This is a genomic window from Chitinophaga sp. 30R24 (assembly GCF_049056765.1).
Lineage (GTDB): Bacteria > Bacteroidota > Bacteroidia > Chitinophagales > Chitinophagaceae > Chitinophaga.
Window position 1 is genome coordinate 120551 of record NZ_JBJGXX010000007.1, and the last position, 26542, is coordinate 147092.

Sequence of the window (26542 nt, forward strand, 5' to 3'; positions counted from 1 at the left end):
TAAAGAGGCCCGGTGTTTACCCGGCCTTTTTATTTACAGACGGGATAATTCTTTCCGAGAAAGGGCCACCCATTTCCGGATTACGCGCCGTACATACCGCGGATGCAGATCTATTTCCTGCCGCGGTTGCTCAAACTGCGCCCTGGCCTCAGCTATCCGGCCCTGCTGCTTTAACAGCAGTCCATAATAGTACATTGCCTCCAGGGAATGATGCACCCGGATGATTTGCTGATAGGCTGCTTCTGCCCGTGCTGTAAGACTAATCGCTTCTAACGCCCTTGCATATATCAATTCATCCTCTGCCTTACTCATTCTTATTCCCTTGACGGCATTTAATTTATCGAAATTAGTAATGCTTTCCTCGTAATCACCGTTCAGGAACTGTAACCGCGCCAGTTGCAGCAGTATACCCGCATCCTTAGTGAAACTATACGCGCATTCCTGTGTAAGGGCGATCGCCCTTTCGTACTGCCGCTGATGGGCATATGCTTCTGCCAGTTGTAGCTTGTTGGCAACGGTATCGGATATACGCACCTTTCTTTCCCACTCACGTATACGGCCGTTAGGCCACAAAACCAGCAGCAGGTTGGCGCCCATGTCGCCCTGCGCAACAGAAGGAATCACCTCCATTACCAGATAAGCCATACAGCCAACTATAGGAAGAAATAAAATAAGATACAACCACTCCCTCCGGTAAGTTTTAAGCGCATGAATTACACATACTAACTCAAGTACAATAATTAGAAAATAGTAATCACTCCATATAGGAAACATAACATAGTTGGCAACCAGGGTTAAAAAACTGATCCGACGCAAAATAATAAAATATCCTAATTTGTGGGTATTGTTAAAATATGATCTTTTTGAAGAAATTATTCAAACTCACTATTTACTTCTTGTTATTGCTCGGCCTTTTTACCGGCGGTTACCTATTATCGGCGTATACCCAATCCCGTATAAGCGTTCCCCGGGAACCAGGCGGCGAAGGCACCTCATGGAGGTGTGTATTTTCCTCAACTATACCAGGCGAAAAACTTCACATATCCTTCCAGGTTATCCTACCATAGTGGTAACTATTTCCAATATTAGTCTGTGGCATAATTCATGAAGATGATCTGTATAAAATTATACGCTTATGATACCTGTGATAGCCCTGATTGTACTGATCATCGCCGTAGTAATATATCTGGTTACGCAGATAAACAACAAAACAAAAGACACTGGTAATCAATAACCGTTATTTATTAAAAACAAATACACCCAAAGTAGGTGTGGGACCTGGCAGCCGAATACAGAAAAGGGCAGCTGGAAACAGACAATGGTGGATTAAAAGAACCATTGCGGGCACATAATATCAGCAGCAAATATTTACCTCTTTTTGGGTGACGACCGCGGAAAATACGAAGACAAAAAATAATCTCTACTTGAATCCATATTAAAATGGAAAGAAATTGTTTAAGACAGGAATGAATTTAAGAAATAAGTGGCAATGAGAATTGAGTCAACCATCTAGTATCATTATAAAACGAAAAAACACTGCAAGCAGTGTTTTTTCGTTTGAAGCGGAGAGTCAGGGATTCGAACCCCGGGACCTGTTACAGTCAACAGTTTTCAAGACTGCCGCAATCGACCGCTCTGCCAACTCTCCAACGGGTGCGAAAGTATAAAAGGAATTGATTCTAAAAAAATTTGTTTTACTTTTTTTTTATAAAAATTTTCCTTAATAACGGCTTCCGTGGCGCTCCCATAATAAATAAATTCTTTACGTTTAATCATTACGAATGGATATTCGTGATATATATGCGCCAGTTGAATTACCCGCTTTTTCGTAAATTTAAATATGAACATATGCTTTGAAGGACCTGTTATGTGGTCTCAAATAGACGCCAATATGCACCTCCGGCATTCAGCTTATGCGGATTTCGCCGCCCAGGCGCGCTTAAATATGCTGGACCAGGTTGGCCTCAACACCGCACATTTTGTGCAACTGCAATTGGGTCCTATCCTGTTCAGGGAAGAACTGCTCTATCACCGGGAAATAGGCCCTAACGATAAAGTGCAGGTAAGCTGTGAAATGACCAGATGCCGACCAGATGCCTCCCGCTGGTCTATCCGGCATGAAATATTCCGCGGCGATGGCATTAAATCCGCTACCATACATGTAGACGGCGCCTGGATAGATATACGTAAACGTAAACTCGCAGTGCTACCACCAGAACTCTTAGAAAAATTCAAGGCTATTCCACGTAGCGAAGACTTTGTTGAGGAAGCAGGATAAACCAAGCAACTATCTGCTTGAAAACGGCTTATCGTCAGGTGTAAATACCTTCCTGTCTGATTCCAGCTCCTTGATAAAAGGCAACTGATTTTGTAAATATACGCGGGTAGATTGTTCCAGGTAATTATCTAACTGAAAAAATTTAGCTGCCCTGGTAGCTCCCAACAATTTGTTCATCCGACGAAAATAACGCATCTGCAAACGGCCAAATTCAAGATCGTTATTAATAATCTGCCGGGTCAGCGAATTCATTTTGCGTTCGTCCAGCGAAGCAAATTCTTCATTGTACATGTTCAATAAAGCGATACGTTCAGCTAACCAAGGCCTCTTCTCATCTTCATATTCGTTAAACGCCGACTCAAACGCCTTCTCTTCCATTGGCGACAATTGAAGCAAGTCACTCAGAACAGCTTCTTTATCTTTACCAAAGATCTTTGTGATCAGATCTTCTTCATTGAATACAACCGCCGCAGCAGGGGCAGACTGAGCAGACAACCGACAGGCAGCTCCCAGCACCATCAACAAACAAATAAACTTTTTCATGTACCTGAATTTTTAGCATTAATGATAGCTTCTGCCCCGAAACAAATGTATAAAAGAGTAACGGGCACCAGCTCAAACAAATATTTGGGGTATGGTTTTCATAATCTCATCATCCAGCAAGTGTAGCGCCCACTACATCTTATGGCAGTGAAGTCCACCGTTAGAGATAAACAAAACACGCTATAAAATAGTTGCAACTACCACCGAAAAATAACAATGCTCCAGTGCTACGACGCCAAGGCATTCGTATTTATACGCTACAATATTAATTCACAGATAAACGATTGACTTTCATATAACATTTCCATTTCAGCAGTGATAATTTCCTCATTTCTCCTACTAACCAACTCCAGCATTTTAAGATTTCATTATCTTAAAATTATGTTAAAATAAAGCATGGGCCAGCATTTGAGAGCAGGCCTTGTCCCTATCTTTTATTTTCATCATCTACATTAATTTCCTCTATCCGGTAAAGCCCTGCCCGTTAAATAGCAGTCTGAAGAAAGGTTGTACTGAGGCATGCTCCAGCGTGAAACCATACTGGTCACTACCATATAATTACCATCATATATGCCTTACCGTAGTTTCCTCATTTATTGGGTGTTTCTTATTGGTGAACGTTTTATCACGTAAGAAAAACTGGTAATCGAAATCAATTACAGAACTGCTGTAAGTCAAAAAATAATTGTACCTTATTATACCATATCCACTCCCGTTATGACACATGAAAACACATTGAGAAGCAGTCGTTGGTTTGCCCGGGAAGGCAAGGATGGCTTTATTTACCGGGCATGGTTAAAAAAACAGGGTATACCGGCTTACGAACTGGAAGGCAAACCTATCATTGGTATTTGCAATACCTGGTCGGAGCTCACCCCTTGTAACAGTCATTTTCGCGATCTGGCGGAAGCCGTAAAGCGCGGTATATTAGAAGCCGGCGGTTACCCACTAGAGTTCCCGGTAATGTCGCTCGGAGAAACACTGATGAAGCCTACCGCCATGTTATTCCGCAACCTGGTAAGTATGGATGTGGAAGAGTCTATACGGGCTAACCCCCTCGATGGCGTAGTGCTGCTATGCGGATGCGATAAAACCACACCCGCCCTGGTAATGGGCGCTTGCAGTGTGAACTTACCCACTATCGTAGTTTCCGGCGGTCCTATGCTCACTGGTCAACATCGCGGACAACGTATAGGCACCAGCGATATCTGGCGTTTCAGTGAAGCGGTGAGGGCCGGACATATGACCAGTGAGGAACTACTGTTGGCAGAATCGGGCATGTGCCGTAGTGATGGCCATTGCGCCGTTATGGGCACCGCTTCTACCATGGCTTGTATGGTAGAAGCGGTGGGGCTCTCCCTGCCGCAAAATGCGGCCATCCCTGCACCTGATACTGCCCGCAAAGTATTGGCGCAACAGTCTGGCGTAACCATTGTGCAAATGGTCCGCCAAAACAGGCGGCTCTCTGATATCCTCACCCGCGAAGCTTTTGAAAACGCCATCCGGGTAAATGCTGCCATCGGCGGATCTACCAACTTCGTGATCCACCTGCTAGCCATCGCCGGGCGTATAGGCGTACCATTGAGTCTACAAGACATGGATACTTTTTCCGCCGGCATTCCCTTGCTCGCCAACCTGCAGCCTTCCGGCAGCTTTTTTATGGAAGATCTGTATTATGCAGGAGGATTACCAGCTGTAATCCACGCCTTACTCAGTCATCTTCATACTAACTGCCTTACCGTTAATGGTCAAACAATTGGCTACAACTACGCCAACGCACCCAGCTATAATAAAGAGGTGATCACCACTATAGATGCTCCTTTTAATACCCTCTCCGGTATTGTGGTATTGCAAGGAAATATATGTGAAAATGGCGCCGTTATTAAACCTTCTGCCGCCAGCACCCACCTCATGCAACATACAGGTAAAGCGGTTGTTTTTGAAGACATCGACGATTATAAAAGAAGAATTGATGATCCTGCACTGGAAGTAGATGAAAACAGCGTGTTGGTGTTGAAGAACGCAGGCCCCATTGGCTATCCCGGCATGCCCGAAGTGGGTAACCTCGGACTGCCTGCAAAATTGCTGGCACAAGGCATTACAGATATGGTACGTATATCCGATGGCCGTATGAGTGGCACCGGATTTGGTACTGTAGTGCTGCACATATCGCCGGAAGCAGCCGCCGGAGGCACACTCGCCCTATTACGCGATGGCGATATGATTACGTTGGATGTACCACGCCGTCGCCTACACGCAGAACTTTCACTGGAGGAAATAGCCCGCCGGCAACAACAATGGCAACCTACCTGGCAGGCAGCCCCCCGCGGCTACGTGCAACTCTATCAACAACAGGTAGAACAAGCCCATCTGGGTGCCGACTTACGATTCTTAAAAGGTAACTCCGGCAGTGAAGTAACCCGGGACTCACATTAAAATTAAGGTAGCTGAAATACCCTTTGCATAAAACTATTATTATGAATGAAGGAAGCAAAACTGCAATCGTTACTGGCGCCGGCCAGGGAATCGGCTTTGAGATCTGCCGGCAGCTGGCAGCAACAGGTACAATGGTTATCTTAAATGATATTAATGAAGCCCTGGCACATAGCGCAGCAGCACAGATACAACATACTGGCGGTAATTGCATCGCTTTGCCTGGAGATACCAGCGACGTTAATTTTATCCGGCAGATGGTGCAAACAACCATTACCCAATATGGGCACCTTGATATCGTGATCGCCAATGCTGGCATTACACTATTCGGCGATTTCTTTCACTACACACCAGAAGCCTTTAACCGGGTTATGCAAGTAAACCTTACCGGCACTTTTTTCCTGGCACAAGCAGCGACCCAACAAATGAAACAACAGCCACAGGGAGGCGCGTTATTATTCATGTCTTCCGTTACCGGCCACCAGGCGCATAAAGACCTTGCCGCCTACGGCATGAGCAAAGCGGCTCTGGAGATGCTGGCCAGAAGCCTGGTTATTGAACTCTCCGCTTATAAAATTACGGTGAACACGATCGCACCTGGCGCTACCCTCACCGAAAGAACAATGGAAGATCCTGCTTACGAACATACGTGGTCGGCACTAACGCCCATGGGCAGGCCCGCTCATACCGCCGATATCGCACAGGCCGCCCTGTTCCTGGTATCGGATGGGGCCAGGCACATCACCGGCCAAAGTCTCATCATTGATGGTGGCTGGACCTGTATCAGTCCCTCTCCGTTTTAATACGTTTCATCGTTGGCAATTAAGGCCAATAGCTCCTGCGCATTAAGCTTTCCAGCCTGATCGCTGCCCTCCAACAGCTGATCTGCTAGATCCCGCTTACTGTTATGCAAAGCAATGATCTTTTCTTCTATGGTATGCTGCACCACCAAGCGGTAAATAGTTACCGGCCTCGTTTGTCCGATGCGGTGTGCACGGTCTGAAGCCTGTTCTTCCACGGCTGGATTCCACCAGGGGTCCATATGGATCACATAGTCTGCCGCTGTGAGATTAAGCCCCATTCCACCGGCTTTAAGACTAATAAGGAACAATTGCCCCTTTCCTGCCTGGAAATCCTTTACCAGTTGATCGCGTTGCGATATAGGCGTACTGCCATCGAGGTATAGATAGGGGATAGCCATCTGTTGCAGCGCTACTTTCAAAAGATCAAGATGCCTTACAAACTGGCTGAATACCAAAGCACGATGTTGATTGGAGACCAGCTCTGTAACAATTTCCCGGAACACAGCAAGCTTGGAAGAGGGAATATCTATTTCTGGGTCCAACATCTGTGGATGACAGGCAGCCATTCGCAGCCTGCCAATTTCCGCCAGGGCGCGGATACGCTGCTGGGCTATATTCCCCTCCTGCGTTTGGATATTTTCCAAAGCCTGCCGCCGCACTGCTTCATAAAATGCCGCCTCATCGGGAGACAAACTCACCAGTTTAATAATCTCTGTTTTTTCCGGCAGCTCATCCAGTACAGCCGTTTTAGTTCTGCGCAATATAAAAGGTGCGATCAGTTTTTTAAGATGCAGCTTCACGGTACTCTCAGGATTACGCGCTGCCGGAAACACAAACTGCTTATTGAAATGATCCAGGGAACCTAACAAACCCGGGTTCAGAAAATGAAACAGGTTCCATATTTCGCCCATATGATTTTGTATAGGCGTTCCTGTTAGCATTAATTTAAAGCTTGCTTGCAACAACATTGCGGCTTTAGAGGTTTTTGTCTGGAAGTTCTTAATTGTATGCGCTTCATCCAATACAACGGTAGGCCATTTTACCGTGGCCAATAAATCAGATTCCGCCTGTAACAAGCCATAGGTGGCAATTACCACATCAAAAGGCCCCGCATGCTTAATCAACGTATGCCTTTGACCGTTATACAGCGATATAATATTTAGGGAGGGGGCAAAACGGCTAATTTCATTACTCCAATTGGCCACCAGGGAAGCAGGACATACTACCAGCGCCGCTCCTTCTGCAGCGCGGTGCAGTAGTAGGGCAATCGCCTGTATGGTTTTCCCCAGTCCCATATCATCAGCCAAACAGGCGCCTGCTCCCCACGCTGCCAGGTGCGTCAGCCAACGGAAACCTTCTTCCTGATATGGGCGCAACGCCGTTTGTAATGTAACAGGTACCGGTGCGGCCAGTTCCATAGCAGTTGTTCTTTTATGGGCAAAAGCCTTCCAGGCAGCATCAGTAGTTACTTTTCCCGCCTGCTCCAACAACTCATCCAACACCGGAGCTGCAAATACTGGCAATTTAACGCCTGCACGGTCTATGTTGGTAACGCTCGACATTTCGTTTAACCGTTTGCGTAAGTCGCTGGTTAAAGCCAGGTATTCGCCTGATCGCAAGGCAATAAACCTTTTTTTCACTGTTAAGGAAGTATCCAGTAACTCTTTCAGTGTTAGTACCGTCATTTCATCTACTTTGAGCGTACCTTCACATTGGAACCAATGGTCTTTTTCTTTCAGAGAAATGTGCAACTGCGGAAAACCTGCCTGTTGCCGGATCTTATAGCGTTCGCCCTCCGGCCATTCTGCCCTTACTATGTCTGGATACAGCCGGATAATTTCTAACAGCTCCAGGCAATCGAGCGGCTCTTCAAACACCAGGGTATCATCCGTAATATCCTGCGCAATAATACCCTGGATTAGGTTCAATAATGTGCTCAGGTGCGCTTGTTCTTTCTCCAGATTCCTTACGGCCTGCCAACGCTCTCCATTGCTGATACCAATGATATTATGGGCGCCCGTGCCAGGCTTGCAGTAAGGAGGGTCCAGCGTAAATGGTTTCACATAAAAACTGGCTTTTAGCCCTTCCCCCAGTGGCAGTAACTGCACCACAATACGGCTGTCGCCAGGTCTTTTGCCCACATTGGTAGAAATATCTCCCATATCAGCATGAATCGTGAGATGTGCGCCAATGCTTTTTAATACCTGCAATAACTTGTCTTTTCCCACTGCAGGCACTACCGGTATCTGCTGCAATGTTTGCAGCAACCGGCGCTGCTGAGGACTCAATGAGACCACTTTGAGCCTGGTATCAGTTTCTCTTACAAACACCGTATCGCTTACATAATCTTCTACATTGGCGCTAAACGTATAGCCATTACCGGTGCTATTTACACTTAACTCCGGCTGAGCCTTTACAACCTCAATAGATACAGTGGGATCATCTGCAGAAAATAAAAATGGGTGACCGGCAATCTCCTCCCATACCGTTCCTGCAAAGGAGTAAGACTCACCATCCTGATTATAGTAGTGATCTTTTTGTATAGTGGCGCCAATACGGAAGTCCTGGTTAGTCATCCCTTCAGCTTTGCCCTCTTTCAGCTTTTTAAGCGCCACATTCCTGCCGGCACTCCAGGTATTATTTCCCTGGGATGTTTGCTGTACAGGTTGTATTTTATAATGGTCAAGATCTATCAGGTAGATCAATCGTGTAACAACCACCTGCTTTTCTTTTTTTGCAAGATATTGATCTGCTCCCAATAGCGTATTCAGCAAGCGTTCCCAATCGGGCACCAGCTCCAATTGCGAGCATACCGGCGGGTATCCGGTGATCCTTTCTATTTCCCGGAAATCATTTTCATATCCCTGGTACTCATCTCCCTTAAATAAATATAAATATTCGTAGGTTAGTAACCGGTAGTGATGCACCCTGCTTAATTGCAATAAGCGGGAAGCCTGTGCAGCAAATGTGCGCAATAGCTTACTCCTGGGATGTAGTAACTGCAAAACTGATATAGACAAGTAACTCAGCAGATTGCTTTCCGCCCCCTCCAGCAATAGGAGCAAAGCATTTTCTGCTTTCTCCTTGCGGCCAGTATGCAAATACAGCAAACCTACAGCCGGTGTAAAGCCGGGAAACGACTTGCGCTCATATGCCGTGGTGATTTTGCTGATCAACGGATTAGCCTGAGCAGCAGGCAAAACAGCTAATGTAAATGCATAGTAAAAGGCGAAAAAAGGCGACAAAGGCAATATGTGTTTTTTATCTTGCTGCCTTTGCCGTTTGAGGCCTTTTTCAAAACAAAGAAATGCTTTTTCCGGCTGTCCCTTGTAGAGCCATACCACTCCCTGTGCATACCATCCATTTGCCGTATCATCTGGTGCAGGCCATTCCAGTTGTCCCTGCAGCAAAGGTAATTCTGGAAAAGCTATGTCATATTGTTGGCGAAATGCTTCCAGTTCAGCTACCGGTGGCATTTTTAAGAGATTATACCCTAATGCAAAAGCGGCCATGCGATGCAGGCTATCTTCGCTGAAGAACTGTAATAAACCCGCATAAGCCGGATAATATAAAAGATAGCATAAATTAGGCTGGTATTCATCCAGGTCCAGTTCCAACCTTCTTACCGGCAATGCCAGCAAAGAGCGGTCGCCGGTAAAATAGGCCGTCAGCAATTGCTGCAGCTCCTGCAAGCGTATACTAACACTGTAGAAAGCATGTACCGCCAAACGCGTTCTTTCCAGCACGCCAATATAGGCTGGCTTCGTGATATTGAGGGGAAAGAGCGCAAAACTCAATGCTGGTATCAGCGCATAATTACCACTTACATTTCTCACCGCACAACCTGTATTAATCAGGTGTTTCAATATCTGCTCTACCTGGGGGGCCTTTATTTCCTGCACTTTATTTACCGCATCCGTAATTGTATACAGTTCCAACGGATACAGGTATATCGACATTACCTCCATCACCAGCCGGGTATCCGCTTCCTGTGCATGATACTGTTGCAAGTAAAAATCTTCATTCACCATGTAAACAAAAATAAGTGAAGCCTTCCTAATCCCGCCAAGATATTTTACTTTGTAGCTTTAAGGTAGCTGTTAACAGCTCACCAAATCTGAGCAATCCTGGTTGCTTACTTCCCTTTACCACGGCTGGTTTTCCAATACTTGATAATCCACCTGCTTCCCGTTAACTACTCCCGCCGGCTTTCTACTGTATATACAAAGCTATCTGCCCGGTAGTAACCCAGGTTATATTCAATGGGCCGTTCCCCTTGGTCGTACACAAAACGCTTCCGGAAAAGGATAGGATTTCCCTGCTCCAATTCCAGTTTACCCGCAATAAATTTATCCGCCGTTTTAGCACTGATTTCCTCTTTAGACAGCGTGGCTATTGTCATATAATTTTTTTCCAGAATATCATATAACGGGCGTTTAAAATCTTCCTCCCCGGTAAGGCCCACCCTCGGATGAAAATAGGAAATAAAATATACAAAGGGGCCTTCCTCCTTTCCTCTCAGCCGTTCCAGCTTCAACACTTTTTTAGTAGGGCTGATATCAAAAAAATTGGCAATTGTTTCATCAGGTAATACCCAGGTAACATGCAGCTCGTAATTTTTGATGGAAATGCCCCTTGCAGCCATTTCCTGGGTGAAACTCAACCAATTCTTTGACTTGGAACTAATGGCTGGTGTTGCCACTTTTGTGCCCACTCCTTTTTTTCTGGACAGTAAACCTTCGTAAACAAGTTTATTTAGAGCATGACGTAAAGTAGACCTGGAGATGGCCAGTTGTTTTGCTAGCAGTACTTCATTAGGTAAAAATTTCCCATTGGCATATTGTGGGTCCTTGATCATGTTACGCAACAGGTTCTCTGCCTGAATATGAAGTGGTAAAGGATTCTTATGATCTATACTCAAATTCATGCTTGCAAAGCAACTGGAAAAACGCAAGAAAAACAATTTTAGCCCTTCCGTTATTCAAAATAATATCTAATCATTTAAACATATATAGCAATATCCAGTCTAAATAAAGTTAGAAAATAAATACACTTTAAGTTGATAACTAATCATTTATTATCTATTCTAATCTGTGAGAAACTTTTCTTGCTAAAATTAAATTATGTTTATATGTTTGTACATAATAATACGGGGCCACATTATGAAAAACTATTTGATAATTCCCATTATTGCCAGTTTCACGCTTCCTGTTTTGCCCAAGAAAACATGTACCCAGCCGAATCAACAAATAAAACTCGCAAAAGTTGTATTATCCGATAAAAAATTACACACCGTACAGGCGCGCACGTTAAGATTGTTAACTGGCCAGTTTGCCGGCACTTCTTATGGAGAAGTGTGGTTTAATAGCTTCATTAAGGGTTCCTTACAGGTACTTCCGGCAGATACTATCCGGAAGATGCTATTGCTCTTTTTTAAAATGCAGGGAGAAGATGGCAATATCGTAGCTGGATGGGCAGCCGATAAAAACACCATGGAAACAGACCAGGAACCCTCCCTGATACAAGCCGTAAAAAATATGTGGATGTTATCGGCGGCCGCAGCTTCCTTTTTTTACGCTCAGTAATAAAACGATTTTGCAAAGAATGAAAGCAGGAAAATACACAACGCTATTTGTGGGATACTACCGTGTAGAAATATACCCCGCGCTTTTACCTGGATGAAAGCCCTGCTGAACCGGGTAATCACACCTAATGGCTTCTACGAATGGTACAATATGCAAACAGGTGTTCCTAAAGGTTATGGAAACTTCCAGGGGAGAAGCAGGAGTTTTGCTGGAAGCTATCGCTCTTTTGAAAAATTGGGCAATAAATCAGTAGAAATAATAAACAATTAGCGCGTCTTATTTATTATTTAATTGGCTTATTTATTATTCATCAACCGGATCTTTCTGATTAAAAATGTCTCAAAACCATGAATTAATACGAAATCATTTTGTCATCCGTGTGCTTCCTTTACCAACGCGAATCCACGGCTATTATCAACTGTAAACTGGCTATCAACTGGCTATTTTCCATAATTTCTAAAGACTTGTTATGAAAAGAACTCTAGTTTATGTGCTTGCATGCCTATTATGCTCCCTGCATGCCATGGCCCAAATCAAAATAACAGGAAGGGTCACCAATGCAACAGATGGAACAGCAATTCCCAATGCAACAGTAGCTATTAAAGGCACCTCCAGAGGTACCATCTCCAATGTAGACGGCGTGTATACGCTACAGGTAGAGAACCAGAACGCCGTGCTTGTTTTCTCCTTTACCGGATTTACCACTAAAGAAGTGCCAGTAGGAAACCAAACAACCATCAACGTTAGTCTCACTGAACAGGTGAGCACCCTGAATGATGTAGTGGTAATCGGTTATGGAACTGTCAAAAAAACCGACGTTACCGGCGCTGTCGCCTCCCTGAAAGCGGATAAACTGATGGATGCTCCCGTACCCAACGTTTCACAGGCATTGGAAGGTAAAGTACCCGGCGTGGATGTAAGTATCAACAGTAGCGCTCCAGGGCAGGCCGCCAAAGTACGTATTCGTGGTATCGGTTCCATCAACTCCGTAGTAGACCCACTCTATGTAGTGGATGGAGTGGTAGGCGTAGATGGCAACTCCATCAACCCCAATGATATCGCTTCCCTGGAAGTACTGAAAGACGCTTCCTCTACAGCAATCTATGGTTCCAGGGGCGCCAATGGTGTGATCATGATCACCACTAAACGCGGTAAACCCGGTCCTCCTCAAATTAACTACCAGGGCGACGTTAACGTAAGCACCTTGGCCAGGCACGTTAAAACACTTAACTCCGACCAATTCATACAAGTCTACAATTTAGCCTTTCAGAACGACACTAAATTCGACCCCAATCATGGTATCTGGACGCCTCCGGCTGCACTGAACCATCAAAACTTCCCGCTCCTTTTTGATGCAAACGATAAACCGCTTTACAATACCAATTGGGAAAAGGAAGTGTATAAACCCGCTGTATCTACGAGCCAGCAGCTCAACTTCTCCGGCGGTAACGAAAAATCCCAGTATAGCCTGTCTCTCGGATACCTCGACCAAAACGGTTTAATGATCGAATCCTGGTTTAGAAGATATTCCGTGCGGTTTACTATGGACAATGACGTTAAAAAATGGTTGAAAGTAGGCGGTGGATTAAACTTTGTCTCTAGCAGACAACGGGTGGTATCTGATGCTAACGGCTCCCTCAACGTACCCAGAATGGTAACAGAAGAGGTACCGATCGTTCCGGTAAAATATCCCGACGGCTCCTGGGCCGGCAATAACGATATCCCTGGCCTGGAAGGTGGTCCGAACCCCGTGCATATCGCCAATAACCGGTATACACTTAATAATACCATGCATACTATCGGTAACGTATACTTATTGTTCCATATCATCAAAGACCTGGACTTTAAAACAGACTTTGGCTTTGACCTGGAAAGCGATAAAAACGACTTCTACTCTGCCGGCGATCTCCCCCACTTATCACAGGACCAGGGAGGTGTAGCCCGCATCAACAATGCCTTTAACAAATATTGGCAAACAGAAAACTACCTCACCTATAACAAACAATTCGACCGGAACAATACCCTGAACGCAGTAGTAGGTATCTCCTTTCTGAAATACAATTCCGAAACAGACCTGGTAGAAACCCAAAATTTCCTGGATGACTTCTTCCAGTGGAATTATCTGCAGGCAGGCTCCGTACGCTCCGATGCCCAATCGCTCACCACCCCCTGGGCGATGAACTCCTATTATGCGCGTGCTAACTACAGCCTCAAAGACAGATACTTATTTACCGCCACAGGCAGGTATGATGGTTCTTCCAGGTTTGGTAGAGATAACCAGTTTGCCTTCTTCCCTTCTGTGGCCGCTGCCTGGCGCATGTCTGAAGAAAACTGGCTAAAAAGCAGCAAAACCGTGAATAACCTGAAAATCCGCGCCAGTTATGGTGTAGCCGGTAACCAAGATATCGGCCAGTTCCAAGACCGCGCGCAGGAAAGAGCCACCCAAACCGTATTAAACGGGAGCAACCAAGGAACCCTCGTACCTGGCTACCTGGGTAACTCCTCCCTTAAGTGGGAACGTTCCCTACAATTCGATGGTGGCGTGGAAGTGGGCTTATGGGACAACCGCATTAGCCTGAACGCGGATTACTATAACCGTACCACCAAAGACCTCCTGCTTTCCACTCCTATTCCCTGGTCTGCAGGTATGTACACCTCCAGCGTATACCAGAACATAGGCTCTGTAAGAAACCGAGGCTTTGAGGTTGGACTGCAAACGGTAAATATCACTAATAAAAATTTCAGCTGGACTACCAACTTCCTGTTTTCCTCCAACAAAAACAAAATTCTAAAACTCAATAACGGTAACGCAGATATCTTTCCCGGTCCTAACTTCCTGGGCCAAACCAATGTGCTTCGTGTAGGCCAGCCTATCGGCTCCTTCTATGGCATGACCAGGCTGGGTACTTATAGCACCGATGAAGCAGCACTGGCAGCTACACAGGGACTGTTGCCCGGCGACAGGAAATATATCTACAACGCCGATGGTAGTCCTTATTACAGCATTATCGGGCGCGCTTATCCGAAATGGACCGGTACGTTCAGCTCTACTTTCAAATATAAAAACTGGGACCTGTCTTTCGACATTCGCTTCGTAGAAGGCGTGAACACTGCCGCAGCTTTCAAACACTCTACAGAAGACCGTCAAACACTGGCCAACAGCTTAGCTACCGTACTCAATGCCTGGACGCCTGAGCACCAGAACACTTACATTGCACAGGTACGCAGCTATAAATTCACACAAGATTCCCACTTCGACTCCTGGTGGGTAGAAGATGGTTCGTTTATCCGTGGCCAAAACTTCATCCTGGGATATACTTTCCCGGAAGAAATGATGGGAAGGGCCCATATCAACCGCTTACGCGTTTACTTCAGCGTACAAAATCTCTTCCTAATCACCCATTATACCGGTTACGATCCGGAAGTAGATACGTTTAACTCTGCCTACGGTGCTAACAGCGGCTTCTCCCAAAATATTGACTTCTTCCCCTATCCCCGCCCACGCGTTTGGAACTTAGGGGTAAACCTCAATTTCTAGCCGTTTGCTAACGTGATCTCTTCTTTGTGAATTAAAAAAACTGAAAATGAAAACGAGCAAAAATATTATCATAGCTATACTGGTGCTGCTGAGCTGCTCCTGTAAAAAGTTCCTGGAAACCACACCCACGAATTTTATTTCTCCTGACGCTAACCTCTCCAGCGCAAAGGCCGCCCGGGCATATGCCAACGGCGCCTATCAATACCTGCAGGGATTTCTGGCCAGCCAGGATGGTTCTTATGGCGGTAATGTATACAACCTCATGGAATTCCTGACAGGCAAGGCCAATAGCGATCTGGGCCAAACAGGGTTTATCAACTTCCAGAACCTTAATTACAATTATACCTCTTTCTACTTCGATACCTGGTGGAGGCAACTGTACCTGGGCGTAGGTTCCTGTAATTTAGCCCTGGAAAACATTCCCCGGATCAATGCTATTACAGACGCAGACAAAGCCAATATGCTGGCAGAAGCCCATACCCTGCGCGCGCTGTTCTATTTTCATTTAGTAAGAATGTACGGCGCCGTACCCATGGTTACTCAAGTGCCCACCAATCTTAACCTGAATCTTTCGCGCACAGACGCCAAAAAGATCTACGACAGCATTATCATTCCAGACCTGACCACCGCGGCACAATCTACCCTGCCCTGGGCTGATAATACCGGTAAAGTATCGATGGGCTTTGTACAATCCCTGCTGGCAGACGTATACCTCACCTACGCAGGGGCCGCCATCAACGGAGGTTCACAATATTACGCCCTTTCTGCAGCGGCTTCTAAAGCCGTGATCACTAGTGGCTCCTACTCGCTTTTCCAGAACTATACTGATATGAACAACCCGCAGAACAAGAACGGCGGAGAGTTCATTTTCCAGGTACAATATGCGGCATCTGTACCTTCTCCCAATCCACTCACCCCCCTGCTAATTCCCAATTTTTCCGGTATCTCCCAGTATGCGGATGAGTATGGATCGGTATACCCCACTCCCCAATTCATCGCGTCCTTTGCTCCAGGCGATAAACGGATACAGGAAAGGCAGTTCTTCTATACAAAGTATAAAAAGCTCAACAGCCCGGATACGGTTGTATTCAGAGGTCCTTATATATATAAGTACTTCGATTCTACCGCTGTGGTAAGCACGGCCAAATCTGATCTGAACTATACTTTATACCGCCTGGCAGATGTATACTTGCTGTATGCCGAAGCTTCTAACCGCGCAGAAGGCGCTCCTAATGCAGATGCAAAAAACTATGTAAATCTTATCCGCCAAAGGGCTAATCTGGGGCCGATCCCTGATGGCATTTCCCAAACTGATTTTGAGCACGAAGTATGGTTGGAACGCTATTTTGAACTCTGCTTCGAAAACAAGATGTGGTTCGATATGATCCGTACCCGCAAAGTACATAATGATATTACCGGCAACTGGGACGACTTTGTAGGTCATACTACAGTGTACAACGCTACTTTCGCACAAAAGAACCTACTGTTCCCCGTGCCTAAGCTTGAAATCGACGTAAATCCCAATCTTTTACCTAACAATCCCGGATTTTAGTTTTCCGGCTAGTTAAAATAAAACAGCAGCGGGGCCAATGTGCCCCGCTGCTGTTTTATTATATCCATTCAGTAACAGCGATTATTTAAAACGGTAACAAATACCTGAAAATTAAAAAATGGTTACTACGCGTACGCCGGCAATAAAATATGAAACTAAACCGGGGCCGTAAACGTTTTTATTTCAGATAACGCCCCAAAAACATGAAAACGATAACGCCCTTCAGGATCAATATAGACCAGGCCATGCTGGACGACCTGCTGGCTAGGCTAACCCTTACCCGCTGGCCCGATGCCCCTGCAGACCCGGATTGGAGCTATGGTACAGACCCGGATTACTTACATGCACTTGTACAGTATTGGCAGGACGAATATAACTGGCGTGCCAATGAGACAGCCCTCAATCAATTACCACAGTATAAAGTAAATATCAACGGGCAGGAAATACACTTCATATATGCCAAAGGAAAAGGCAATCAACCCAAGCCCCTCATTCTTACCCATGGATGGCCCGATAGCTTTTACCGCTTTGCCAAGGTGGTGCCCATGTTGTCTGACCCTGCCGCATACGGATTAAATTTTGAACAAAGCTTCGATGTAATAGTGCCTTCTTTACCTGGTTTTGGTTTTTCCGGACATCAGGCACTGGCAGCCGAAAAAACGGCCGACATTTGGTACCAGCTGATGACAGACATACTAGGCTATCAAACATTTTATGCCGCTGGTGGCGACCTGGGTACAGCCGTTACCATGGCGCTGGCCAATAAATACCCCAGTGCCGTAAAAGGCCTGCACCTCACTGATGTTGGCTATCCCACAGGAATCGAAGACGAATCTTCTTTAAGTACATCCGAGAAAGCATTTGTACAAGCCTGCCTGCACTGGGAATTCACTGAAGGAGGTTACAACATTGTGCAATCTACCAAACCCCAAACCCTGGGTTATGCGCTCAACGATTCACCCGTAGGCCTTGCCTCCTGGATGCTGGAAAAATTTTATACCTGGAGTGATAACAAAGGAAATATTGAAAACAGTTTCACCAAAGATGAATTACTTACCCATATTATGATTTATTGGGTTACCCAAACCATTAACCCATCTATACACACCTATGCAGAAAACATGCGGGCATTGTTTGCCCATACCAGTAACCTTACTGCACCTCAGCGGGTAGCTGCACCAACTGCAGTAGCCCTATTCCCCAAAGACACCGTGCTACCTCCCCGCGATTGGGCGGCCAGGCGGGTAAACCTGCAACGCTTCACTACCATGGAAGCGGGTGGGCATTTTGCCGCCTTTGAACAACCAGTATTATGGACAACAGATGTACAGGAATTTTTCTTCTCTCTAAAAGAAAAATAAGACCCGCTAAATGGCCTCCCACAAACTAACTCTGCTAATTTCGACATGGCAATCTAAAAGCAGCCAATCCTCCAGGTAAAATGATACACTGCAATCATTTCTGGGTACAAGCTCAGATTATTTCAGAAAATAAGTAAAACTGATCAAATAGAATCTTTCTAATACATTAGTCATACTATCTTCAATATAATTGCTTTCTATCACTCTTTTATTTGAATTATTAACTCCTAATAAATCAAAAGCTTGAAATTTTATTAAACCCCGTGAATTACGAAACAGTTGCTTACTAATCTGCGGATTTAAGATCAAATTGTTTGTATTATAGGTATCTCCTCTACCATTGTTAAGCAAATAACTAAAGTGTCCACCTACACTAACGCGAAATGGCAAATTGAAAGTTAAATCTCCCAACATGGAATAATCACCAAATTTAGTAAGACTGTTTGCTTGATTCGAGTACTTAATCATATTATAATTGGCATGTCCATAAAGTGAAATATCAAATACACTTTTATACGCATAATGTACAATTACACCTTGAGACAATATATAATATTTTATATTGATTAAGTTTTCGTTAGTTAAACTCACTCCCTTCTTATAATTTAATGACGTAGATAAACTTAAAGTAGGCCCTTTTTTACTCAATGGCATGCTATAGGATGCACTTGTTGAAGTGGAGAAAAATCCGCTTTTAATGTTAACAGGTTTAACAAAAAAACGTCCCAGGGTGTCTATTGATGTGGCAGATATAATATTATCATGGAGTATATTGGTGACCGAGTTTAAGAACAATGAACTTACTCTGTTAGGTGCAATGTATCTAAAAGACAGCTTTAACGTTTCATTTCTAACCGGCCTCAATGAAGGATCTCCAACAGCAACCATAGTAGGAGAAATTACTTCCTGAATAGTATTCAGCATATTTGCATTTGGAGATTGTATTTTACTCCCATAAAATATATTCAGACTTTTCGTAGCATTTAAAAGATAGGATAGTGAAAATTCAGGATTTATTTTTATCGCTTTATTTTGCAAACCCATGGCGGCACCGTTTAAACCTCCATATTGCATGTACGATACTAAATTTAACCCTATGTTATAGTCGAGTTTCCCAAGCTTATTCCTAATATACATACTACTAATATTAGTAATCTGGTTATTAATTATCTTTCCACTTAAGGAATCAACCAAATTATCAATATCTGTTTTAATTAAATTATTTCCATATACCTTTTTGTCAACTGAATTACTAATGAATATTAGATTATTAGATAACCCAAGTAGCCAAGAATTAAAAATCGGTTGCTCATAGTATATAGATAGCTGATAATTTTTTTCTATCCCAATATCTGCAGTTATTTGATTAAGTGTATCAATTGTACTTAAACCAGAAGAATTATTATAAGTTGTTGTGGCATAATCACTGCTATTCCCATTATTAATGGAATTTTTAAAAGAAAATTTTGTTTGAATCGTTTGGCCTTTTGTTGAGAATTTTCGCTGATAAGATAGTATTAATGAAAATATGTCGTTCTGTGATTGTGATCTTTGAAAAGATTTCCCAACGTTGGTCGGTATATAATTTTCGGCAAATGATGAGTAATCTGATGAAGCGTTATTGTTACTTGTAGCAATATTCCCTCCTCCATTTACTTTCAATGTAGATAATGAATCAATATTAATAATGAGGTTAAGATCAATCGCGTGAGCCATCGTATTGCGATTACCCGAATTTTGAGATTTATTATAAAATATTGAATCTTCCAATAGGTTTTGGCGTGATAAAATAGAGTTAACTGAAGTACGACCTTGATTAAACAAATAGCTACCTGAAAACGCCACTTTATTATTTATATTTTGGCTAAAGTTTGTTCCTGCATTTGTTACTAATGATTTCCCATCCACCCCACTTCCATCCATATTATCCATAAATCCATTTATATTATTTGAATTTCCAATTACAGCAACCTGTTGTCCTTCCGTAAATCTGTTCAAGCTCGCTTTGGCAGCAAAGGTGCTCTCTGTACCTCCACCTAATCCTAATAACCCATTGATACGCTTGTAATGATCCTTCTTAATTGTAATATTGATTACTTTCTCAGACTTTTCATTAATGCCTCCTGGCTGATCTGAATTTTCAGGAACCCTATCAATAATTTGAATCTTATCAATAATTCCTGATAATAAATTCTGTGTACTAATTTTCGTATTCGTACCAAAAAAAGCATGTCCGTCAACCATAATATTTTTCACCACTTCACCATTTATCTTAATGCTTCCATCTGACGTAATTTCAGCTCCGGGAATTCTTTTAAGAAGCGTTTCCAACGAAGCAGTCTCTTGAACCTTGAACATTCCCGCATCAAATTCTATAGTATCTTTTTTAATAGCAATAGCTGATTTTGTTCCAATAATTTCAATCTGAGATAGATTAATACCTTTGGGGGATAATAGAATATCCTTAACAAGGTATATGGTAGTATCAACTTTTATTCTCTCTGTTATAAAAGCATGATAACCTATATAGCTTAAGTAAATATTATAGTATCCTTTCTTAATGTTTGAAAAGAGAAAGGTTCCATCAGCTGATGAAAGAACCATATTCCCCGTATTTGATGAATCGGTTCCATATAATAAACTTAATGAAACACCATACAAGGGTTTCCTGGTAAGTGAATCTAATACGCTACCGTAAATTCTACCTCCTTGGGCAACTCCTAAAAATGGCAACAGCAGAAAGACTAATAAAGATGGCACAAGTTTCATAATCGGATAATCCCGCTTAATCTATAACAGTTCTATGCAATAGTATTGCAGTAATTAGTTCAGTCGAGTGCCACTTATAAAAATCACAAAGAAGATATATAACCAGATTGTACAATGGGTGCGGGGAACGATCCTATGAATTAATATTCTCCAATCAAAAATATATTTTAAATTATCCTTTGAGGGAGATAAAAAACTAAAATGGACAACTACAGCATAGCATAATTTCATATTATTAAATATAATTCATTTTCTATGCTAACTACCTCACAAACATTTCGGCATCATTTCTCGGAAAATTTTTCTCGCTTTACAATTATTGGAATTGTATGTATAATTATCCAACTTTTAGTTTTTAAGTTATTTTACCCATTTGCAGACTATTCTTCGGATAGCTATAGTTATATAGCTGCTGCATTACAAAAACTTGACGTAAATATATTGCCGATTGGATATTCTAAATTTTTAGCATTTATACATCATTTTGGCCACTCTGATATGTTGGTCTTTGTAACGCAACATATCCTGATTCAACTTACACAATTCTTCCTTCTAGTTACTATCAGTTATTTTTACCAGCCAAGTAATAAAGCAATAAAAGGAATTTTTTATGCTCTTCTATTTAACCCTGTTTCATTGTACCTAAGCAATTATATTTCAAGTGATGCTATATTTCTTTCACTGTCACTAATTTGGTTCGCACAAATTATCTGGGTTTTAAACAGACCCTCACTTTGGATTTACCTTATCCATGCTATCACCATTTTAATAACATTTTCAATAAGCTATAATGCTATGTACTTTCCTTTGGTAAGCATATTAACCATCATTATCTCCAAACAAAAAATATGGGTCAAAGCCATCGGAGTTTTATTTCCATTATTACTATTATGTCTTTTTGTTCAGTTTACCATTAAAAAAACATATGAAATTACTGGTAAAAAACAATTTTCCGTTTTTCGTGGATGGCAAATAGCTAATAATGCACTTTATATGTTTCCACACCTTAACACCATCGATGAACCACCAGGAGATTGCCAAATGATCCATCGCTATGTGGTAGACTACTTCGCTCATTTACCAAATATATTTAAGAAGAGGTCACCAGCTGACGGATCTATCTATCTGAAAGAAGTAGAAGGTCCGTTAAAAAAATATCAATCAGTTACCTTAGGAAAACAAATAGATAGCATAGGGGAAGTTCAATTATGGAGTGCTGTTTCTCCTACATTCTCAAAATATGGTCAATTTCTAATCAAGCAAAACCCTCTCCCTTATACCCAGTATTTTATTATTCCAAACACTATCAACTATTTCATACCTCCTATAGAAGAACTAGAAACATATAATCCAAGATCACAAGAAGTATCTCCTATCGCTGCTGCCTGGTTTAACTATCCTAATAATAAAGTTCATATCATTTTTCCTACATTTCAAAAAACCTTGTTTTACTTCTTCCCTTCTTTATTTGGATTGCTCAATATTGCTTTATTTATCCTACTACTTCGTTGGATATACAAGAAAGAGTATATAAAGGAAAAAAGAAATTTCAATATCTCATGTGTAATTGTAGCAGTGATGGTAACCGCCAATGCAATATTTAGCATATTGGCTTCACCAATCGTATTTAAGCATCAAATAGGCCCGATGATCATTATATTTACCTTTTTAGTGCTACTTGCCGAAAAATCAAAATTTGAGACCGAATGATTGTTCTTACAGACAGGATTAAACGGGATCACACATATCCTAATAAGAAATTTCCGAAAAGTTGAGCAATGTAATTTGCACGTTTAGAACATTGAGACTTGGGCAAAATATATCACTGTACTTATCAATTCCCAATAAGAAGTCATATTATTTGTCCAAGTAAATTCTTTGAGGAATTTTGTACAATTAAAACCGGCATATTATTTCTTTCATTCCATATTTATAATTCCAAACCGGTGAATACCCTCGTGAGGAACTCACGATATATCCGAAATAGATGTGCGCTACTGCCCATTGACATATTTAAACGGGTACATATGAGATATACATAAACCATACAAAGGGATATGATTGTATCAGCAGAATTAGCTCTATCAATCGTCTGCAAATACAGTCATATCCTCTTCAAAAGTCCCAACACTTATTAATCATAACCTCCCTAACCAATTTATAGAAGTAGCTCACTCTATCTTAATAACTTTCGTTTATAGGCAATAGTTAATGGACATATAAACAATAAATAATTCCCTTTTAGAAGAAGACATATATCCTATCATATCCTTTAGGTACAGCGCCAGCAGTTGTTAGCATATGCTTTGTTGCCCATGACCCAAAAGTCGTTTGGGATATATTATAAGCACACGGATGAGTTGTATCAACCGTAATACATCTTGCGGAATTATAAATATCTGTCAATAACGTATATCGATCAGCACCGATATTTACATAAGTGTACGTAGCTCGAGAGTTTTCTGAATATGCTGATGAAATACCAATAAATGTAGCAGCAGCCATAAATAAAAATTTCAGAGATTTCATTTTATTAGTTTTATGGATTTAAAAATCAAATTGATGCACGCTTATTAATTATATAATATCGAATAGTTATCCACTTCACTTTATAACAGGTAAGGTATATGTAGTACACTTATACAACGATAATTCACTTTCAATGTTCTTCTACAGACTTATATATGATTGTATAGGCATACAGGAGCCTATACAATCAGGTCAACATCAAACTAACTTAAAAATCTAAAGCTATAGCTTATTACTGCAACCGTTTATATTCTTATCATTATTCACAAATGCTTAACGCTAACAAATGAAATATAAAATATGATTACAACAACTATACCTCCAAAATAAATATTCTTCATTGAATTAAAAAGAGTTAAATATTTTCAATGTTAAATTTTCTTAGTTTAACAATCACTGAAAAACTACAACAGTACCTCTAATTAATTTTACATCATTGAACGGAATTAACCCACAGAATAATTCTCAGATGACCAAAATGATATTGCCATTAAATAAAAAATCGGAGTTACGACATTTGAAACGATAACTGAATAACTATCCTTTACTCAGTTCTAAAATAAGCTAGGTTGATGCGACATAGAAACAACATTTCTATGCCCAACAGATATGTCTCATTAAATCAAGCATCAATATATTATAGATAAGAGATAAAATATCGGATACAACTGTGGAATGCTACGCCACAAAAATATTCTATTCTCAAATAATCATAAAACACAACCGATAACTCACATAGTTACCAAAGAAACAAAAAAAATGAATTCAAAAGTAATCACTCCTAATAAAAATATACTCTATTCATATATATCCATTCTTGATAAATATGAGTTTGAATATTCAGAAGATGATCATTGGTATTATTGTGGGAATCCAAATTTTAATAATAATTGGACCATATATGTTAGCGCAACAGTAAAGAAATCTATAAAAATTATATCAATCATTTTACCTATACTAAAAGAACTAAACATACCTTTTCGTTTAGTAAAAGACGATAAAAGATGTTACGAATTGAATTCAGGCGGTATTGATTTCGATGAAGTTGGAAAATTTATAAGTATTCATACAAATAGCATTGAGCAAGTAGATAAATTGCTAAAGAGAATAATTCCTTATACACAAAATTATTTAGGAGCTGCGGTACCAAATGCATTTCGTTTGGATAAAAATATTTACACATTCTATTCAACAGAAAAAATTATTAATGGACCTAACGTAAATGAAAAGCAGATAGATTTCTATTTACCACATAAAAAATTAATTCCTTTTAAAGAATATAATCCTACTAAGAAAAATAGGAAAATGTATGGTAAATATTATCTTAAAATGAAACTGTTGAGGCCTGGTCCAAAGGGAGAAATATTCTTAGCTTATAGTTTTAAAAAATTCGCTTTTAAGCCTGTAGTTGTTAAAGAGGGGAGATACGGAACTATTGAGGATGAGTTTGGGAGAGATATAAAAGATAGGTTCATATGGCAACGTAAAGTATTATTAGATATAGGTAGCCAAATACCTACGGCCAAATACCTTGATGAATTTGTACAAGAAGAAAACTTTTACATCGTTATTGACTACATAGATGGAAAATTCTTCTTTGATGTAATATCAGACTTAAAAAAGGATACAACTTGGGATAATACCGCCGACGAAATAAAAATAAAGGTATTAGATTATTTCCTTCAAATCTTGAATATCATCCAAAAAATTCATGACTTAGGATATGTACATAGAGATATCCAGGACGGTAACTTCATTGTTGATGACAAAGGCATAGTTAATATAATAGATTTTGAATTATCCTATAAAATATCAACTAATGAACCAAACCCACCCTATGTTTTGGGAACGTTTGGATACATGGCGCCAGAGCAAGAAAACTCAGAGGACCCCTGCTTTGAATCTGACATTTACTCATTAGGTGCATTACTGGTATTTATTCTTACGTTTATTCACCCATCGAAAATTATATCCAAGGATATGGCTGCCTTGTCAAATTTTCTGAATGGAATATGCAAAGACTGCACTATCGTAAATCTAATTATTGAGTGCTTGGATGAAGATCCTAAATTAAGACCGAGTATCAAGAAAATAGAATCGACAATTCATAATTCTATTCATTTGATTAAATCCAGCAATAAACATGTTTCATAAATCTCAAACTTGCTTTTGAAAATGAAAATTAAAAAGATAATACTTGAACTTCTCATATCTTCCATAGTTATACTTTTTGTATATACCCCAACTAGTAAATTATTAAAAGTACAGGAGTATATTTTAGCGATGAAAGCCCAACCTTTGTTACCCTGGTTTCAACAATTTCTAATATACGCGGTACCAACTTCAGAATATCTAGTAGTTATCCTATTGGCAATTCCTAAATACCGGAAAATTGGACTGAATCTATCATTAGTATTATTAATTCTGTTCACTGGGTATATATCTTTAATTCAGTTAAACTATTATGGTAGGATTCCTTGTAGCTGTGGTGGTGTAATAAGATCTATGAACTGGTATGAACACCTTATTTTTAATGTATTTTTCATTTTCATTAACATTTTGTCAATCTGGTTAAATAAACAAATACACAAAGTTGAAAACGTAAATCAATCATATAAATTATCGGCTTGATTTACCGTGATATATAAAAAATTGGATATGCATTTTACAAAATGCTGCCTCTAAAAATATTACTTGCAAGTAACAAACAATAACAATTATTCTTAACTTCAAAAACAAAAAAAATGAAAGCTTTGAAATTTGCTGTTATGGCAGCTGCTGCATTTGTTGGTTTAGCTTCTGCTTACGCTGGTAGCCTTCGCGCTGCAGTTACCTATGTTAACAAAGGTAATTCACTTTATACAAGACTGACAACTCCGTATAACGCTATTAAATGCTCAATTGCTGATGCCAATTCATGTGCTTATACAACAACTGCAAGCCTGCCAACTACAGTTACCAAACACCAATTAACTGCAGTTATTGCCGTTCCTAAAGGCGACGCTAGAATTTATGTTAAATAACTAAAGTTCTTTCCAATTGAATAAAAACAAAGGTTGCATATATGCAGCCTTTGTTTTTATAGTTCTAGTATAAGTAAACGAACCTGAATTATCAGAATGAAAAAGAGCACCTCATTTTACAAGACCCT

General features: G+C 41.1%; 17 protein-coding genes and 1 tRNA gene. 11 read left to right on the forward strand and 7 right to left on the reverse strand.

The features are described 5' to 3' along the window. Window positions 1–33: 33 nt before the first annotated feature. A complete protein-coding gene (locus tag ACDQ55_RS15695) occupies window positions 34–645 on the reverse strand; it encodes a tetratricopeptide repeat protein (protein WP_420982363.1) in 612 nt (203 codons plus the stop codon). Between the two features lie 918 nt (window positions 646–1563). Then, window positions 1564–1648, reverse strand: a tRNA-Ser gene (locus tag ACDQ55_RS15700). Between the two features lie 192 nt (window positions 1649–1840). Between ACDQ55_RS15700 and ACDQ55_RS15705 the strand changes: the two genes are divergently transcribed. Beyond that, window positions 1841–2278 (forward strand): acyl-CoA thioesterase, encoded by a 438-nt coding sequence (locus ACDQ55_RS15705; protein ID WP_420982364.1) that lies wholly within the window; start codon window positions 1841–1843, stop codon window positions 2276–2278. Between the two features lie 9 nt (window positions 2279–2287). Here ACDQ55_RS15705 and ACDQ55_RS15710 read toward each other — a convergent pair whose 3' ends face one another. Continuing rightward, window positions 2288–2821, reverse strand: coding sequence for a hypothetical protein (locus ACDQ55_RS15710; RefSeq protein ID WP_420982366.1), 534 nt, complete (start codon window positions 2819–2821; stop codon window positions 2288–2290). Window positions 2822–3538: 717 nt separating this feature from the next. On the opposite strand from ACDQ55_RS15710, the gene ACDQ55_RS15715 reads away from it, so the two are divergent. Both ACDQ55_RS15715 and ACDQ55_RS15720 read left to right on the forward strand, forming a co-directional pair. Then, window positions 3539–5257 (forward strand): IlvD/Edd family dehydratase, encoded by a 1719-nt coding sequence (locus ACDQ55_RS15715; RefSeq protein WP_420982368.1) that lies wholly within the window; start codon window positions 3539–3541, stop codon window positions 5255–5257. Between the two features lie 41 nt (window positions 5258–5298). After that, window positions 5299–6057 (forward strand): SDR family NAD(P)-dependent oxidoreductase, encoded by a 759-nt coding sequence (locus tag ACDQ55_RS15720; protein WP_420982370.1) that lies wholly within the window; start codon window positions 5299–5301, stop codon window positions 6055–6057. Here ACDQ55_RS15720 and ACDQ55_RS15725 read toward each other — a convergent pair. Then, a complete protein-coding gene (locus ACDQ55_RS15725) occupies window positions 6054–10088 on the reverse strand; it encodes a DEAD/DEAH box helicase (protein ID WP_420982372.1) in 4035 nt (1344 codons plus the stop codon). The genes ACDQ55_RS15720 and ACDQ55_RS15725 overlap by 4 nt on opposite strands. Before the next feature lie 164 nt (window positions 10089–10252). Beyond that, entirely contained in the window at window positions 10253–10984 is a 732-nt protein-coding gene (locus ACDQ55_RS15730) for a GntR family transcriptional regulator (RefSeq protein WP_420982374.1), read from the reverse strand. 235 nt (window positions 10985–11219) lie between these two features. Between ACDQ55_RS15730 and ACDQ55_RS15735 the strand changes: the two genes are divergently transcribed. From ACDQ55_RS15735 to ACDQ55_RS15750, 4 genes are all read left to right on the forward strand, one after another. Continuing rightward, window positions 11220–11642, forward strand: a complete 423-nt coding sequence (locus ACDQ55_RS15735; protein WP_420982375.1) for a hypothetical protein — start codon at window positions 11220–11222, stop codon at window positions 11640–11642. 469 nt (window positions 11643–12111) lie between these two features. Next, the gene (locus ACDQ55_RS15740) at window positions 12112–15180 is read left to right on the forward strand and encodes a SusC/RagA family TonB-linked outer membrane protein (protein ID WP_420982376.1); all 3069 of its coding nucleotides are present in this window, start codon (window positions 12112–12114) and stop codon (window positions 15178–15180) included. Window positions 15181–15226: 46 nt separating this feature from the next. Further along, complete coding sequence (locus ACDQ55_RS15745) at window positions 15227–16732, forward strand: RagB/SusD family nutrient uptake outer membrane protein (RefSeq protein WP_420982378.1); 1506 nt, start codon at window positions 15227–15229, stop codon at window positions 16730–16732. 203 nt (window positions 16733–16935) lie between these two features. Then, window positions 16936–18093, forward strand: coding sequence for an epoxide hydrolase family protein (locus ACDQ55_RS15750; protein ID WP_420982379.1), 1158 nt, complete (start codon window positions 16936–16938; stop codon window positions 18091–18093). Between the two features lie 117 nt (window positions 18094–18210). Here ACDQ55_RS15750 and ACDQ55_RS15755 read toward each other — a convergent pair whose 3' ends face one another. Beyond that, entirely contained in the window at window positions 18211–20862 is a 2652-nt protein-coding gene (locus tag ACDQ55_RS15755; protein ID WP_420982381.1) for an outer membrane beta-barrel protein, read from the reverse strand. 255 nt (window positions 20863–21117) lie between these two features. Here ACDQ55_RS15755 and ACDQ55_RS15760 point away from each other — a divergent pair, with 255 nt between their 5' ends. Further along, a complete protein-coding gene (locus ACDQ55_RS15760) occupies window positions 21118–22572 on the forward strand; it encodes a hypothetical protein (protein ID WP_420982382.1) in 1455 nt (484 codons plus the stop codon). 531 nt (window positions 22573–23103) lie between these two features. Here ACDQ55_RS15760 and ACDQ55_RS15765 read toward each other — a convergent pair. Beyond that, a complete protein-coding gene (locus tag ACDQ55_RS15765; RefSeq protein WP_420982384.1) occupies window positions 23104–23391 on the reverse strand; it encodes a hypothetical protein in 288 nt (95 codons plus the stop codon). A gap of 759 nt (window positions 23392–24150) precedes the next feature. Between ACDQ55_RS15765 and ACDQ55_RS15770 the strand changes: the two genes are divergently transcribed. From ACDQ55_RS15770 to ACDQ55_RS15780, 3 genes are all read left to right on the forward strand, one after another. Next, a complete protein-coding gene (locus tag ACDQ55_RS15770; protein ID WP_420982386.1) occupies window positions 24151–25545 on the forward strand; it encodes a protein kinase domain-containing protein in 1395 nt (464 codons plus the stop codon). A gap of 21 nt (window positions 25546–25566) precedes the next feature. Beyond that, window positions 25567–26022 carry a MauE/DoxX family redox-associated membrane protein gene (locus ACDQ55_RS15775; RefSeq protein WP_420982388.1) on the forward strand — a complete coding sequence of 152 codons (456 nt, stop codon included), beginning with the start codon at window positions 25567–25569 and terminating at the stop codon, window positions 26020–26022. 113 nt (window positions 26023–26135) lie between these two features. Further along, window positions 26136–26414, forward strand: coding sequence for a hypothetical protein (locus ACDQ55_RS15780; protein ID WP_420982389.1), 279 nt, complete (start codon window positions 26136–26138; stop codon window positions 26412–26414). Window positions 26415–26542: the final 128 nt, after the last annotated feature.